General features: G+C 55.8%; 11 protein-coding genes and 1 tRNA gene. 7 read left to right on the top strand and 5 right to left on the bottom strand.

Features of this window, described 5'->3' with window-relative positions:
• Positions 1-207: 207 nt before the first annotated feature.
• The gene (locus D2E25_RS06940; RefSeq protein WP_125981217.1) at positions 208-1,398 is read right to left on the bottom strand and encodes an MFS transporter; all 1,191 of its coding nucleotides are present in this window, start codon (positions 1,396-1,398) and stop codon (positions 208-210) included.
• A gap of 110 nt (positions 1,399-1,508) precedes the next feature.
• Positions 1,509-1,582: transfer RNA gene (locus tag D2E25_RS06935), tRNA-Pro, on the bottom strand.
• Between the two features lie 140 nt (positions 1,583-1,722).
• Here D2E25_RS06935 and lysS point away from each other — a divergent pair.
• The 4 genes from lysS (at position 1,723) to D2E25_RS06915 (ending at position 8,495) form a co-directional block, all read left to right on the top strand.
• The gene (lysS, locus tag D2E25_RS06930; protein WP_125981215.1) at positions 1,723-3,417 is read left to right on the top strand and encodes a lysine--tRNA ligase; all 1,695 of its coding nucleotides are present in this window, start codon (positions 1,723-1,725) and stop codon (positions 3,415-3,417) included.
• 317 nt (positions 3,418-3,734) lie between these two features.
• The gene (locus tag D2E25_RS10835) at positions 3,735-6,524 is read left to right on the top strand and encodes an immunoglobulin-like domain-containing protein (RefSeq protein WP_164514760.1); all 2,790 of its coding nucleotides are present in this window, start codon (positions 3,735-3,737) and stop codon (positions 6,522-6,524) included.
• Positions 6,525-6,691: 167 nt separating this feature from the next.
• Entirely contained in the window at positions 6,692-7,699 is a 1,008-nt protein-coding gene (menA, locus tag D2E25_RS06920; protein WP_125981211.1) for a 1,4-dihydroxy-2-naphthoate octaprenyltransferase, read from the top strand.
• A gap of 55 nt (positions 7,700-7,754) precedes the next feature.
• Positions 7,755-8,495 (top strand): phosphoglyceromutase, encoded by a 741-nt coding sequence (locus tag D2E25_RS06915; protein WP_125981208.1) that lies wholly within the window; start codon positions 7,755-7,757, stop codon positions 8,493-8,495.
• A gap of 290 nt (positions 8,496-8,785) precedes the next feature.
• Here D2E25_RS06915 and phoU read toward each other — a convergent pair whose 3' ends face one another.
• On the bottom strand, positions 8,786-9,466 hold the full coding sequence (phoU, locus tag D2E25_RS06910) for a phosphate signaling complex protein PhoU (protein ID WP_125981206.1): 681 nt from the start codon (positions 9,464-9,466) through the stop codon (positions 8,786-8,788).
• A gap of 291 nt (positions 9,467-9,757) precedes the next feature.
• On the opposite strand from phoU, the gene D2E25_RS06905 reads away from it, so the two are divergent.
• Entirely contained in the window at positions 9,758-11,101 is a 1,344-nt protein-coding gene (locus D2E25_RS06905) for a sensor histidine kinase (protein WP_125981203.1), read from the top strand.
• Positions 11,102-11,106: 5 nt separating this feature from the next.
• Here the strand turns inward: D2E25_RS06905 and D2E25_RS06900 are convergent, their stop codons facing one another.
• Together D2E25_RS06900 and serC are read right to left on the bottom strand one after the other, a co-directional pair.
• Positions 11,107-11,361: a hypothetical protein gene (locus D2E25_RS06900; RefSeq protein WP_125981201.1), complete on the bottom strand. Its 255-nt coding sequence runs from the start codon at positions 11,359-11,361 to the stop codon at positions 11,107-11,109.
• A gap of 276 nt (positions 11,362-11,637) precedes the next feature.
• A complete protein-coding gene (gene serC, locus D2E25_RS06895) occupies positions 11,638-12,780 on the bottom strand; it encodes a phosphoserine transaminase (protein WP_125981199.1) in 1,143 nt (380 codons plus the stop codon).
• A 337-nt stretch (positions 12,781-13,117) separates the two neighbouring features.
• Between serC and D2E25_RS06890 the strand changes: the two genes are divergently transcribed.
• Positions 13,118-14,080: a CHAP domain-containing protein gene (locus D2E25_RS06890; RefSeq protein ID WP_125981197.1), complete on the top strand. Its 963-nt coding sequence runs from the start codon at positions 13,118-13,120 to the stop codon at positions 14,078-14,080.
• A gap of 111 nt (positions 14,081-14,191) precedes the next feature.
• The gene (locus D2E25_RS06885; protein WP_241217082.1) at positions 14,192-14,986 is read left to right on the top strand and encodes a C40 family peptidase; all 795 of its coding nucleotides are present in this window, start codon (positions 14,192-14,194) and stop codon (positions 14,984-14,986) included.
• Positions 14,987-15,206 lie beyond the last annotated feature (220 nt).

Here is a 15,206-nt window from a genome sequence, read left to right as displayed (position 1 = left end):
CTATTCCGCCCAGTTCCATCCATTTCTACCTAGCTCAGGCCGAAACGTAAAAATGCATATCGCTCATTAACACCTAACAACGCAGCGGAGCTGGCAGCTGGGATACATGTGAGACCGTAGGCTTGGCCGAACGGCCTTGAGTGTGTCGAACATGTATCCCAGCTGCCAGCTCCGCCCAGAACGCGCGTGCAGCTGCAAGCAGCTTGACTAGCTAACCTGAATCTCGCGCATACGGTGAATCGCCTCAGTATTCGTCTCGTGTCGCAGCGAGTACACCGCCAGTAGTGTCACCGCAATAATCGCCAATGGTATGCCACCCAATGCAGTGAAGTGGTAATTCATGCCGGAAACGTTGAGCATCATGCCGCCGATTACCGACCCAACTGCGTTGCCGAAGTTAAACGCTACCTGCACGGCTGCGCCTGCGAGGAGTTCGCCGCCGCCGCGTCCAGATTCGGTCATGAGCAGCTGTTGTGGTGCGGAGATGAAGAATAAGCCGAATGCGATCCAGAAAGTAAAAATCGCGCAGCTTACGTATGAGCCTGGTACTAGGAAGACCATGAGCAGGCCGATGCCGGAGATTGTTTGGCCGAGTGCGGCAGTGCCAGCGTGACGCCAATTGTCGGTGATGCGCCCGCCGATAATGCCGCCAACAACCATGCCGAGGCCGGCGAGCATCATCAAGAATGGTACGGCGCTGGTTGTGTAGCCGCCGACTTTTTGCAGCCAGGGGGAGACGTAACTCCACCAGCAGAATACGCCAGCATTGCCGGTGAAGACTGCGCCGAGAATGCACCAGGGGCCGGGGCGGGTGAGGAAGCGGAATTGTCCGGCTAGACCAACGTCTTTGATTGGCGCGATTGTTGGAATCCATGCGATGGTGAGGACGACGGTCATTGCTGCCCATACGCTGAGCGTGGCGAATGCGAGTCGCCATGACATGAATTCTGACATGAGTGTGCCGGCGGGTACGCCGAGCATGTTGGCAACGGTTTGGCCGGTGACCATCATGGAGACGGATTGTGCTTCTTTGCCTTTGTCGGCTACGGTTTTGGCGATCAGTGTTGCGGTGCCGAAGAAGGCGCCGTGTGGCACGCCGGAGAGGAATCGCGCGGCGAGCAGCATTGGTGCGTTAACTGATAGTGCGGATAGTGCGTTGCCGGCGCAGGCGATGATCATGAAGAGGATAATGAGGCGTTTTGGTGGGATGCGCCGGCCGAATACGAGGATGAGTGTGCCGATGCATACGCCAATTGCGTACGTGGAGATGAAGTGGCCGGCTGTTGGAATATCAACGTGCATGGCGGCGGCGGTCTGTGGCAGAATGCCCATCATTACGAATTCGGCGGCGCCGAGAATGAATGCACCGGAGGCTAATGCCAGCAGGCTCTTCTTCATGGTTGGTTCCCTTTATGAGATATGAGACTGGTGTTATGCGACTAACCAGACTGTCGCATGCGCATATGAAAAAAGGAACCATCGAAACCGATGATCCCTTTTGATGCAAGTCGGGCTGGCGGGATTTGAACCCGCGGCCTCTTCGTCCCGAACGAAGCGCGCTACCAAGCTGCGCTACAGCCCGTTTTGGCAACAGGGGCTATATTACAACGATTTTTTCAGCATGCAAAACCGGCGTGGCGCGGCTTGAGGGGATTGGCGGAATTCTGCGCTTTCTTCGGCGTGTATCGCGCGTGTATCGGCACCTCGTTACACTGTTGGTTTATGAGTCAGACGCAAGAGAATATCGATTCGCAGAACGAAGAAGAGACCCCTGAGACTACTGCCCCCGCTATGACTACTGTCGAGCGTGCGGAAATGCTGCTTAAGCAGGATGCAGCTATTCGCGCGCGTATTAACGATGGTGCCACGCTGGATGAGGCAGTGGACCCGAGCAATAAGGAATTTGGCCCGCTGGCACACCCTGAGCAGGTGCAGATGCGTGTTGCTAAGCGCGCGATGATGCTCAAGGATGGCATGCAGCCGTACCCGGTGCACTTGGATGTGACTGACACGATTGAAGCGGTGCGCGCGAAGTATGATGGCAAGCTTGAGCCTGGCCAGGAGACTGAGGATGTGGTTGGTATTGCTGGCCGCGTGCTGTTCCTGCGTAATGCTGGCGGCTTGTGCTTTGTGCAGCTGTCTGCTGGCGATGGCACGAAGATTCAGGGCATGATTTCTAAGAAGGAGATTGGCGCTGACTCTATTAAGCAGTTCAAGCAGCTGGTTGATCTTGGTGACCACCTGTACTTGCGTGGCCGTGTGATTTCCTCGAAGACTGGCGAACTGTCTGTGTTTGCGACTGAATGGGCGATTGCTTCCAAGGCGCTGCAGCCGTTGCCGGCCCTGCACAAGGACCTCAACGAGGACACCCGCACCCGCAAGCCGTACATCGGCATGATCGCGGATGAGAAGATTCGCAACATGGTGCGCAATCGTTCTAAGGCTGTGGCTTCCTTGCGCCGCACCTTCGATGACCATGACTTCATCGAGGTTGAGACTCCGATGTTGCAGACTGTGCATGGTGGTGCTGCGGCTCGCCCGTTCACCACGCATATGAACGCGTTTGACCTGGACCTCTACCTGCGTATCGCGCCGGAACTGTTCTTGAAGCGCTGCCTGGTTGGTGGCATCGACCGCGTGTTCGAGATCAACCGCGACTTCCGCAACGAGGGCGTGGATGCGACGCACGCGCCGGAGTTCACGATGGTCGAGGCGTACCAGGCGTATGGCACGTACGACACGATCGGCGCGCTTGTGAAGGAGCTCGTGCAGAAGACTGCGATGGATGTGTATGGCTCGCACAAGGTCACGCTGCTCGACGGCACGGAGTATGACTTCGGCGGCGAGTGGAAGCAGATCAGCATGTACGATTCGCTGTCCGAGGCGCTTGGCGAGGAGATTGTGCCGAACGGCGGTCCGGATAATCCGGGTACGTCCGTGGAGCATTTGGGTGCCATTGCTGACAAGCTCGGCGTGGAGCGCGACGACGTGGAGAACCATGGCAAGCTCGTCGAGCACCTGTGGGAGCACTTCTACGAGGACAAGCTGTACGAGCCGACCTTCGTGCGCGACTTCCCGGTTGAGACCAGCCCTCTGGTCAAGGGCCACCGCAACAAGCCGGGCGTGGTCGAGAAGTGGGATCTGTATGTGCGCGGCTTTGAGCTGGCCACCGGCTACTCCGAGCTGAACGATCCGGTTGTGCAGCGCGAGCGTTTCGTCGCGCAGGCGAAGGACGCGATGGCTGGCGACGAGGAAGCCTGCGATATTGATGAGGACTTCCTTGAGGCACTGGGTGTTGGCATGCCGCCGGCAGGTGGCATGGGCATGGGTATTGATCGTCTGCTCATCGCACTGACTGGTGCAACGATTCGCGAGACGATCACGTTCCCGCTCGTTAAGCCACTTGCGTTGAATTAAGGTGCCAAGACACGCGAGACGGGCGTGAACTCACGTTGAATTAACGGAGAACAGAGGGTAAAGGCCTCGGAATCATGTATGGTTCCGAGGCCTTCGCTATATACCCCCTTACTGAGGTGCAATTGAGCTAAAAACTAGGTTGTTATGAGGGGAGCCTCAATACGTTGAATCGCGCTTGAGAGTAAGCGTATAGCGTCCTCGCCTCTCACTAGCGTATCTCGTAAGCACGGGCTTGTGACGGACGTGCTGGAGAAGGATAGTCTGGGACTAGGGAGGCACTCATGAGAGTGCATTATCGTCATACAAATACAGGAATTGTGGGGAAGATAATCGGCCTGTTGTGCGCGTTGGCAATGCTGCTGACGGGCGCGCTGGTCGCTTCACCCGCATATGCAGCTGACGAGTCGAACGGCGACGTGCAGCTCGATTGGAACTGGGGCGGTCATACGCCAGAAGGCAAGGACGCGCACCCGGTGATCAAGGGCACTCGTAACGGAGATGATTGGACTCCGGAGCTGAAGAAAACGGACGAGAATACGTTCACGCCTAATGGTGGAAAAGTGAATAACACAAGCCGGTACTTCTTCGGATGGAATTCGAAAGCTGACGGAACTGGCGACTGGTATGACTTCGTCCGCAACGATACGACTGCAGGTTATTCGACTGTAGGCATGCCAAAGACTGCAGATGGTGCAGTGAAATTCCCTGCAGGTGGCAAGTTGTATGCGCAATGGATGGACAGTTTGTCATCGTTCCCGGTGACGCAAGACTATACAGCTAACAGCGTCGATGAAGTCAAATCGTTGAAATTGCGTGCGTATGCAGCTATTTCTCAGTTTGAACCTGACGTTGATAGTAGTTGGTTCTTTAGCGGTGATTTGTATGTGCGAGCATGCATGGAGTCGTGCCAATCGTTTACAAATTTTCCTCTGATTCCGGTGCGTTATTCCAAGTCAGGTATGGAAACGTTCACGCTGGCGAGTAAAGCGGCGGGCAATGAGCAGGCCTTTGACAAGTTCCTTACGAAGGCATTTGCTGATAAGTCGGTCACATCGCTACAAATTGGTACCGACTCTAATTCTAATATCGCGATTATCGCTTTGCATAAGCCGGCGGATACAAAAGTGAATGTTCCTCAATCTCCAAAGTTTGGAACTAGAGGGCCGTCACTGTCTGGTAACAGTACAGAGATTATCCAGCTTGGATCTCAGTATGATCCAAGACCAGATGGACTTACCGCTATAGATGCACAGGGCAACGATATTTCTTCGCGAATCACAGTATCCAGTAACAATGTGGATACATCCAAGCTGGGCCGGTATACGGTTGAGTATCGTGTGGTTGACGATCAAGGGTATGTTGCTACCGCTCGTAAAAACATTCGTGTGATTATGCCGACTGTGTCAGCAGATAAGTTGACTGAAGACAACCACGTAAAGGGTTTGATCAAAGAAGTCAAGGCGCAGAAGAGTGGCAGTGGTTATGTTTACTACTCCTTCGTCTTGAACCTGGGAGTGGCATATGCCAACACACAAGTGGCGGTATATCCGTTTGCTTCCCGCGATTTCCTCCATCCAGGTCAGTATGAGTACCGAGAGTCACAGACTCATTCTGCCGATAAAGATGGCATAGTGACCAATGCTGGTGGTTACGGTGATAGTGTCTACCAAGTCGGCGAAAACCGTATTATGGTGATTCCAATGTCTGATCCGTCCAAGATCATGTGGGATTCGTTCACCGTGACCGATGTGAAAGCGCCGGTGATTTCAGGTGCCGACGACACATCAGTTGACTTGAACGCCTCGTTTGATCCCAAGGCTGGCGTAACTGCAAGCGATGAGACCGACGGTGATCTGACCAAGAGCATGACCATTGACGGCACGGTGGATACGTCAAAGGCTGGCTTGTATGAGGTGAACTACGTGGTATCCGACAAGATCGGCCATCGTACGCGCTGGTCTCGCGTGATCAACGTGGTGCCTACTACGGATAATGAGTTCACGCAGAATACGAAGAATCCTCAGATGACACCGTCCGCAACGATTCGCCAAGGCGACAAAATGATAGCGTCCGTCGGCAAGGAGCATGCTGGCGAGTCGGTCGGCGCGTATGCGCAGAAGAAGACTCAGTCTCAGCAGGCGCGCACGTCCGCGTCTCGTACGCGTGCTCGTGTTCTTGCTGCTGCGGACACTACATCGCGTATTACGCTGACGAACAAGACGACCGTATCGGATGACGGCACAATCACGGTGACGGTGCCGAAAGACATGCCTGTCGGCGACTACTACCTCGTGGTCACCTATCCGGGTGGCATGATGTGGAATGATCTGACCGTCACTCCGGCTGAAACCACGACCCCCACGGATACGACCAAGCCAGTATTCAAGGGCATCTCCGACGTGACTATCGAACAGGGTGCTACGTTCGACCCGCTGTCTGGCGTAACTGCAAGCGATGATACCGATGGCGACCTGACCAAGAGCATCAAGGTCGAAGGCACTGTCGATACATCGAAGCCCGGCACCGCCACGCTGACCTACACGGTAAGCGACAAGGCTGGCAACACAGCCACCGCAACCCGTACGGTCACCGTCAAGGCGAAGGATACGACCGGTCCGACTGACCCGAGCGGCCCGTCTGAGCCGTCGCAGCCTAGCCAGCCGTCGCAGCCGTCTACGCCTACGGCGGGTGCGGTACCGGTGTATCGTTTGTACAACTACAATTCCGGTTTGCACCACTACACGACGAGTGCGTTCGAGCGTGATGATCTTGTTCACCGTGGTTGGCGTGATGAGGGTACGTCGTTCAAGGCGGCCGCTAAGGACGATAAGAACACGAACCTTCAGCCGGTGTACCGTGAATACAATCCGAATGACGGTAACCACAACTGGACGACGGATAAGAACGAGCACGATGATCTGATCCAGCGTGGTTGGCGTGACGAGGGTATCGCGTGGTATACGGATACGACTGCTACGGTGACCGTGTACCGTTTGTACAACCCGAATTCTGGCGAGCACGTGTACACGACCAGCAAGTATGAGTACGACCAGGTTGGTGCTGCTGGCTGGCGTCAAGAAGGCACTGCTTGGATGGGATTGAAGTAGCGGGATTAAAGTAGCAGGATTGAAGTAATCCTACAGTTCAACCTAGCGAGGGGCTCGGCATGGTTCACGCCATGCTGAGCCCCTCGCGCTGTATATGTATAGCCGTGGTATGCGCACTACAATGCCCGTTATGTAGCGTGACGAAGGCAAGGGGAAAGGGGCTGCGCATGAACTGGAAGGTATGGCGCCTGTGGGTCGCTGGTACACGCCCGCGTACGCTGCCGGCATCAATCGCACCGGTGATTGTTGGCGCGGCGTGCGCTTTTCGTCAGATTGACATGCTCGGCACCTGCATTGCTATCTACCCGGTGCCAGCCGAATGCGTCACACGGCACGCACTGCAACAGACGTTACTTGCCCGCTTCTGGACAGTTGCTGTTCTGTGCGCTGCAGTGGCATTGTTCCTGCAAATTGCCGTCAACTTCGCCAACGATTACTCCGATGGCATTCGTGGCACTGACGATCATCGCGCTGCCGATGAATCACAATCCGGTAAACCCCAACGTCTTACAGCCTCCGGATTAGTGCCGCCCAAACGCGTACTTGCCGCCGCTGGCACTGCTGCCGCGCTCGCATGCATTGCTGGCATAGCGGCGATTGTCATTTCACACAGCTGGTGGTTGTTTGCAGTTGGAGCTGCGAGTTTGATCGCCGGATGGTTCTACACCGGCGGCCGTCACCCTTACGGATATGCGGGATTTGGCGAACTTGGCGTGTTCGTATTTTTTGGTCTTGCGGCAACACTCGGCACCCAATACGCGCTCGCCGGCACGCTTGACATCACTGGCATTCTTGCAGCCGTCTGCTGCGGCCTGAACGCGATGCTGCTGCTCATGGTCAACAATCTGCGCGATATCGACGAGGACGCGGCGCACGGCAAGCGTACGCTGGCAGTGCGATTGGGAGAGCGCGGGGCGCGATTTGCGTTGATCGCGTGCGCAACGGTGGCATTGGTGATCGCCGCGCTGCTCATGACCGCGATGTGGCCCGTATGGGGCACGATCATGGTACTGATCAGCGTCATCATGCCGATGCGCATGATTCGTAATGCCAACGGCGGTGATTTCCGCGCGGCCCTTTCGGATGCGGGGCGCCAGACGCTGCTCTTTGCGATTCTGTTCGTTATCTGTTCGTGTGCGAGCAGCGTTCAGATATGGTTCACCGGTCTGTTGTGACCGGTTTTCAGAACATTACTCGTGTCTGGGCGTATCGGGCGGTAGACTGGGCCGTATGACTTACAAACTAGTACTGCTCCGTCATGGACAGAGCGCATGGAACAAAACCAATCAGTTCACCGGCTGGGTCGACGTCCCGCTGACCGAGCAGGGTGAAGCCGAAGCCAAGCGTGGCGGCGAGCTGCTCAAGGAGAAGAACGTCCTCCCGGACATCGTGTTCACCTCCCTGCTGCGTCGCGCCATCAACACCGCCAACATCGCGCTGGATGCTGCAGATCGCCTGTGGATCCCGGTCGAGCGCAGCTGGCGTCTCAACGAGCGTCACTATGGCGCTCTGCAGGGCAAGAACAAGACTCAGATCCGCGAAGAGTACGGTGACGAGAAGTTCATGCTGTGGCGTCGTTCTTACGCGACCCCGCCGCCAGAAATCGACCCGGATGATCAGTACGCGCAGAACCATGATCCGCGCTACGCTGGCGACCCGGTGCCGGAAGCTGAGTGCCTGGCCAACGTTGTGGACCGCGTGAAGCCGTACTTCGAGTCCGCTATTGAGCCTGAGCTGCGCGCTGGCAAGACGGTGCTGATCGCTGCTCACGGCAACTCGCTGCGTGCCATCGTCAAGATGCTCGACAACCTGAGCGAGGAAGAGATCGCTAAGGTCAACATCCCGACCGCTATCCCGCTGCTGTACGAGCTCGACGACGACTTCAAGCCGATCAAGCCGCGCGGTGAGTACCTCGACCCGGAGGCTGCTGCCGCCGGTGCTGCTGCCGTTGCTGCTCAGGGCCAGAAGTGATCTGACCTAACAGTTCGGTGCTAAAACCTCAAAAGGGAGCCCTCGCGGCTCCCTTTTTGTTTGTGTATGCGGATTTTCATAAACGCATGTGGTGACATCTCGGCCCCTCGGTGCAGAGGGCTCCCGGCGAAGTCGGGCGGGGGAGAGATCACCACAATTCACGTGTCTCCAGCACCGAAAAAGGGCGGTACATGGGTTTTCACCCACATACCGCCCTTTTACGTATCCTGCAACGTCAAACGCTGGAGACTAGTCATCGGCGATTGACATGCAATAGATCACTATGTCAGTCACTCAACAGCGCCATTTTCGTCGCGCGCCGGCTCCTTCGAAGGGTCGAAGCCGGAGACAATGTACACCACGCGGCGGGCTGCCGACACAGCATGATCGCCAAGACGCTCCAAGAAGCGGCCGATCAACACTACGTCGATGAGCTGCTGACGAGTACCAGTCCAACCGTCCGACAGTGCCAGCTCGAAGGTCTTGTGATGCAGGTTGTCGAGCACATCATCGTCGATAATAATCTGCTCGGCAGTGTGCGTGTCACGATCCTGCAGCATGGCAACCACGCGGTCAGCAGTCTTGTTCAGGAAGTCCACCATTTCGCCAAACAGTTCCTTGGCTTCTGCTGGCAGCGGGGACTCCGGATACGTGCGGCGAGCCGACTCCGCAATGTGCTTGGCAAGATCGCCCATACGCTCAAACGTGGCAGCCAGACGCAGCGTAGAAACCACCACGCGCAGATCCGTAGCCACCGGGTTCTGCTTAGCCAGCAGCCTGACGCACTGGTCGATCACACTGGACTCGAGAGCATCGATCTCGATGTCACCGTCGATCACCGTCTGAGCTGCTTCGATATCCTGATTCAGCAGGGCGTCACCCGCCCCCTTAATGGCTTTACGCACGTCCTGCGCCATGCGGTCGAGGTCGTCGGCGACAGCCTTGAGCTCCTCGTCGAAAATTACGCGCATTATTGCACCTTCCTGACTTTTCTCGGTTTACAAACCTCCATCCAGTGTATGCGGCGAGCTGGTAGTTTGACCAGCGTGTGGCGTGTAGCACGCTGTAAGTTGTCTGAAAATTCATTGCTCTGTTCACCGTGTATTTACGTTGTCGGCATGTCGCCATGGTTAACGGAGGTTCGGTTCAGCGCTATAGGCGCGCTCGAGCCGCTCTCAGCGAGGTACGTAGGGCTTCGCGCGAGGCATGAAATAGCGTGTGCTATGCAATATGAGCTGAGTAGATGTGGGACAATGGTGGGCATGTTTGACGCTCTAGCCGACCTTGGACCTTCGGTGTGGATTTTTGTTGCCTTCGCAGCGCTGATACTGGCTCTGCTGGTGGCAGTTGGTTTTTTCTTCTACGACCGTGTTGGACCAGTAGTAGCGTCTGCGATACGCAATAGCGCATGGCTAGCGGAATTATCGACGCGCATTCGCAATCATCGTAAAGCAAAGCGCCGCCTCCAGCAGGACGACGATACTGATGATCTTGACGATGCCGCACAATCATTGCTGTCGATGCTCTCGCTCGCCTCTGTAGTAGTTGATGATCATGATGATGTAGTGCGCGCCAATCCGGAAGCATACGCACTGGGTATTGTGGCTGATGAGCTGATTATTGAACCGCGCGTTATCGACGCAGTGCATGCCGTACTCAAAGACGGTGGGCGCCGCAGTTTTGACTTAACTACTGATACGCCAGAACGATTCATGCATGAACGTGGTTTTTTGATAGAACACGGCGAGCATGATGAGCTCGCGGTAGACACGGTAAGCGCGGGGGAGAGCGCTGATGCTGATGCTGCATACGCGCAGGCGCTAACTCGACCCAATTGGCTCAAAGTAACGGTTGGTGCGATTAACGAGCATCTGGCAGTAGTGCTTATTGATGATGTGAGTGATGCCATTCGTTTTTCGCGCATTCGCGACTCATTTATTACTAACGTATCGGAACAGTTGTTGCAGCCTACGCAAGCATTGGAACGACTGGCGGATTCAATGGAATCGTCGGAGATTTCTCGCGAGCGAATCGTACATGATGCCGCTCAAGTACGCCGCGACTGTACGAAATTGGAGCATATGGTTTCTGATTTGCTGCTGCTTATTCGCGCGCAAGAACCGGTGACGCCAAGTGCAGCAAATCGCATCAATCTTATGGAACAAGTCCAGCAGGCGGGCGAACAGTGGCAGCCGATTGCGCACAAGGCTGGTATGACATTGCGCATTGGCGGCGACGATACGGTGGCTGTGCACGGGGATGCGGAGCAGATTCGTACTGCTGTGGGCAAACTGATTGACAATGCGATCGGTTATTCAACGCCGGGTAGTTCTATTGGTGTTGCGGTTGCGAAATCGTCGAATGGTCAGCGTGCGATTATTCGCGTTATTGACCGCGGCTGCGGTATAGCGAAAGCTGAAGCACCGCGCATTTTTGAACGCTTCTACCGTGGCAGTAATCAAAATGAGCGTACGAGCGATGGTATTGGACTTGGACTTGCGATCGTCAAGCATGTGGCGCTCGCTCACCATGGCAGTGTGACGTTGTGGAGTGCGCCGAAGCAGGGGAGCACGTTTACGCTATCGCTGCCTCTAGCGCAAGATTAGTGTGGTTATTTGCCGAGACGGCGATAATCCCAACGGTCGAAATGCTCCCAGATGAGCATCATGACGCCGATAATCAACCCGGCTGCGCACATGATCAGGTAACGCTGTGCATCAATGCCAATCGTTACCAGCACAATGCACACAATCAACGCCACTGACCACAGTGCCGAACCGATCAGGAACGTTTTGCGCAGGTCAACGCGCACTGGCTTGGGGGCTGGCTTGCGCACTTCCGGGTTGAGAATCGCCGCAAATTTCATACCCCACACTCTAGCGTATGCCGCTCATTACACAATACTGATCACATCATCAATCGAAGACGCAGTAGCCTAGCCCCCTCGAATAGGACAATGCCGTCAAGCAAACAACCCTGTGGGTTGTTTGCTTGACGGCATTGTGCAAGCCGACAGGCGAGCCAGTACATCGCTCGCGTAGCGAGTCCACAATTGCGATGGCTGTCAGCCGTTAGGCTGACTGGGGGAGCGTCACCACAATCAACGTGGCACAACAGTAATTACCCCCCAGCCAAATATCGTCTACAAATGCTCCACTACATAATCAATGCAGCGAGTAAGCGCCGCCACATCCGAAGGCTCTACCGACGGGAATACGCCAATACGCAGCTGATTGCGGCCGAGCTTGCGATATCCAGCGGTATCAACAATCCCGTTGTCACGCAGTACAGCAATCACTTGCTTCGCGCTTACAGACTCGTTCACATCAATAGTGACCACAGCATGCGAGCGTGCGTTCACATCGGCAACGAACGGTTTCGCATATTCACTACGCTCTGCCCACGAGTACAGCAGCGAAGCAGATTTTGCACAGCGCGCGGTCGCCCAATCCATGCCACCGTTGTCATTAAGCCAACGTACTTGATTTTCCAACATGATCAGCGTCGCAACGGCCGGCGTATTAAGCGTTTGATCCTTGCGAGCGTTGTCAAGCGCAGCGCTCAGCGACAGGAACGGCGGCACCCAGCGGCGAGCACCCTCCAGTTTGGCACTGTGCTCTACGGCTTGCGCGCGTTCAATCGCACGCGGCGACAACACTGCGATCCACAGGCCACCATCGGAGCCGAACGCTTTCTGCGGGGAGAAATAGTATGCGTCGGTCTGCGAAACATCAACAGGCAGTGCGCCAGCAGCACTCGTACCATCCACGAGTACTAGCGCGTCCTGTTCAAGACTGCCAGCAATGCGCTGCACAGGGGCTGCGACGCCAGTAGATGTCTCATTGTGCGCCCACGCGTACGCGTCAACATCCTCAGTGAATTCAGGCAAACGCCACGTGCCCGGCTCAGATTCGTAAATCACCGGGTCTTCAAGAAATGGTGCCGACTGCGCCGACTTAGCAAACTTCGCGCTGAAGGAACCATACGTACCAAACGCTGCGCGACGGCTAATCAAGCACGCGCACGCCATATCCCAAAAAGCGCTTGCACCGCCATTGCCGAGCGCAATCTCATACCCTTCCGGCAGGCGGAAAAACTCGCCTAAGCCTTCACGAATAGAAGCAACAAGCTGCTTAATTGGCGTTTGACGGTGTGAGGTACCAAGCAGCTTGGTGCCACCGCGCTCTAGAGCGGCTACTTGATCGGCGCGGATTTTGCTAGGGCCAGAGCCGAATCGGCCATCTTCTGGCAGTAGGTCTTGAGGAATGTTCACAGTACTAGTCATGTCTACCAGCCTAGTCAGTTACTACGATGCACGTTCCGTGACGCCCGGCTACTGGGATAAGGGGTGTTGACCCCACGGGCAGAGCGCTCGCGACACGCCCGGAATTCGTGTGAGCGCACAATAAAAGTGCGGTATCGTTTGCAATCGGCTCAAACCCCCGCTGTTTCGTGCCCCCGAGCTACCACACAATAGGTAGAAATGCGTACGGTATGCGTTTATGGAGCTTGGTTATGACACATGGTCGTTGTAGAGTGTCGCATTGTGACGGTTATGTGATGCCGTGATGTTGTGACGTCATGTGTCACATGGAACGTTGATGAATATAAGGAGTGGATGTATGAGGCATGCAGCGCATAAGGCTGTTCAAGGCTCTGGTGAGCGCATCAGCCCGCTAGCATTGTTTAAGTCATCCCGGGGCTCCCATACTGTTAGGGCAGTTCGTACTGTCCAGCTCGCTAATGGCGATGCTGCCGCATTGGCGATTGATCCCGCACTTGCTGCGCGTTTGAACGAAGTCGCGCCGCTGACTCGCCGTTCTATCCGCGAAAGCGCACGCGCTGCACAGCGCCGAGCAACCATGATGTCTTCTGCGTCGCTCGCAGCCTTGGTGGGTACGGCAGCGACCGCGCTGGCGTTTGCCAACCCGCAGCAGTCCTCAACGACTCGCGTGCTTGCTGACGACCCGGCTACTACGACTACTCAGCTGCAGCGCGTGACCGCTACGGCAGTTTCTCGTTCTGAAGATCGTACGCCGCTGACGGATTCGACGGTGACGAGCCAGACCAAGACGAGCGATGAGGGCACTTGGCAGCTTAATGACGAGGGTTCCGCCATTGATGTCAGCCAGCTGTCGCGCTCTACTGCAGACAACCCGCAGGTAGCTACTCTTATGGATGAGGATGCTGGCCTGCTGCCTGAAGGTTTTAACCCCAACCATGACACCGGTGATGTTGGCTTGGCATACGCGTTTAGCCAGTGCACGTGGTGGGCGTATACGCGCAGGCATCAGCTGGGCTTGCCGGTAGGCTCCTACTTCGGCAATGGCCAGAACTGGGCGGATTCCGCTCGCGCACTCGGCTATTGGGTGGATACTACGCCGCGTCACGTTGGCGATGTGATGGTGTTCCGCGCTGGCCAAGAGGGTGCTAGCTCCGTATACGGCCATGTCGCTATTGTTGAGGCGATTAACGCTGACGGCTCAATCACCATTTCTGAATGTGGTGCTGCACTCAACGGTAAGCCTGGTTCGCGCACGTTTACTGCCGCTCAGGCGAGCAACTTCCAGTACATTCACTACTGATCTTTTTGGCGTATCACAGTTGGAGTATGTGATGTATGTCTCCACTGTGATGTCTCCACTGTGACCTTCAGCCTGCGGTGCGTGACGCGCATATGGTAAGCTTGTGCGCTGATGATGCATTTTAAGAAGATTGTTTCCACGATCGCCGTTGCCGCTACTGCCGCCACGGCGTTCTCGTTGGCTGCTCCCGTCGCTTCCGCGGATACAAGCGACTCAGGAAGCAAGACGATTACTTCCTCTCGTTCGTTCCCCAAGGTCAACGTCGCCCGCAAGGATTTGCTCAAGGAATCAGTGTCCACTGACGCTGATGAAAACTCCACGTGGGGTACTCTCGAAGACCTGAATGTTCCACAAACTAAGTCGCAGGCTGAAAAGGACGCTGAAGCCGCTGCCGCAGCCGCCGCACAGGCTGAAGCTGAACGTCAGGCTGCCGCACAGGCCGCTGCCGCTGCTGCCGCGCAAGCACAGTCGCAGACTGCCAGCCGTTCTGCTTCTAGGCAGTCGCTGTCTTCTACGTCGTCAAGCTCTACAGCATCCTCCAGTACTGCTGTCGTCGCACCGTCGAGTTCGAACGGTTCTGGCATTGTCTCGTATGCATCACAGTTCCAAGGCGTGCCATACGTGTACGGCGGCACGAGTCCTGCAGGTTTTGATTGCTCTGGTTTTGTACAGTTTGTGTACGCGCAGTTCGGTTTGAGCCTGCCGCGCGTTGACGCATCGCAGCGCACATGGGCACAGGCTAACGGCACGCGCGTGAGCAATCCTGAGCCGGGCGATTTCATGTGGTACCCCGGCCACGTGGGCATTTACGTGGGCAATGGTCTGATGATTCACGCTCCGCGCCCCGGCAAGAGCGTCGAAATCGTGCCAGTGTACACCTCGTTTGAGTACTACCGCATCATCTGAATTCGTTCGAGTGTTCGCGCATCATTACTACGGTGAAGCGCTTCCGCTAGTGGATTTTTCTAGCGGAAGCGCTTTTTTCATATGGTTTTTCGCATACCGTATACAGCAATATGCCATCGGCGCGTGCTGGTTGCAGTATTAATGCGGATGTGCCGCTGCCCTTATCATGAGTCGTAAGCTGTTCTCAACCGGCGAAAAACACGCTGTAAGCCGTACAAAA

The sequence above is a fragment of the Bifidobacterium goeldii genome (assembly GCF_003951095.1).
Taxonomy (GTDB): domain Bacteria; phylum Actinomycetota; class Actinomycetes; order Actinomycetales; family Bifidobacteriaceae; genus Bifidobacterium; species Bifidobacterium goeldii.
This window is presented reverse-complemented; position numbering and strand designations above follow the sequence as displayed.

What these genes read in the sequence shown, in the direction of transcription:
- D2E25_RS06915 (WP_125981208.1), top strand. Translation starts at nt 7,755, where the DNA reads ATGACTTACAAACTAGTACTGCTCCGTCATGGACAGAGCGCATGGAAC.
- D2E25_RS06900 (WP_125981201.1), bottom strand. Translation starts at nt 11,361, where the DNA reads ATGAAATTTGCGGCGATTCTCAACCCGGAAGTGCGCAAGCCAGCCCCC.
- D2E25_RS06890 (WP_125981197.1), top strand. Translation starts at nt 13,118, where the DNA reads ATGAGGCATGCAGCGCATAAGGCTGTTCAAGGCTCTGGTGAGCGCATC.
- lysS (WP_125981215.1), top strand. Translation starts at nt 1,723, where the DNA reads ATGAGTCAGACGCAAGAGAATATCGATTCGCAGAACGAAGAAGAGACC.
- D2E25_RS06940 (WP_125981217.1), bottom strand. Translation starts at nt 1,398, where the DNA reads ATGAAGAAGAGCCTGCTGGCATTAGCCTCCGGTGCATTCATTCTCGGC.
- D2E25_RS06885 (WP_241217082.1), top strand. Translation starts at nt 14,192, where the DNA reads ATGATGCATTTTAAGAAGATTGTTTCCACGATCGCCGTTGCCGCTACT.
- serC (WP_125981199.1), bottom strand. Translation starts at nt 12,780, where the DNA reads ATGACTAGTACTGTGAACATTCCTCAAGACCTACTGCCAGAAGATGGC.
- D2E25_RS06905 (WP_125981203.1), top strand. Translation starts at nt 9,758, where the DNA reads ATGTTTGACGCTCTAGCCGACCTTGGACCTTCGGTGTGGATTTTTGTT.
- phoU (WP_125981206.1), bottom strand. Translation starts at nt 9,466, where the DNA reads ATGCGCGTAATTTTCGACGAGGAGCTCAAGGCTGTCGCCGACGACCTC.
- menA (WP_125981211.1), top strand. Translation starts at nt 6,692, where the DNA reads ATGAACTGGAAGGTATGGCGCCTGTGGGTCGCTGGTACACGCCCGCGT.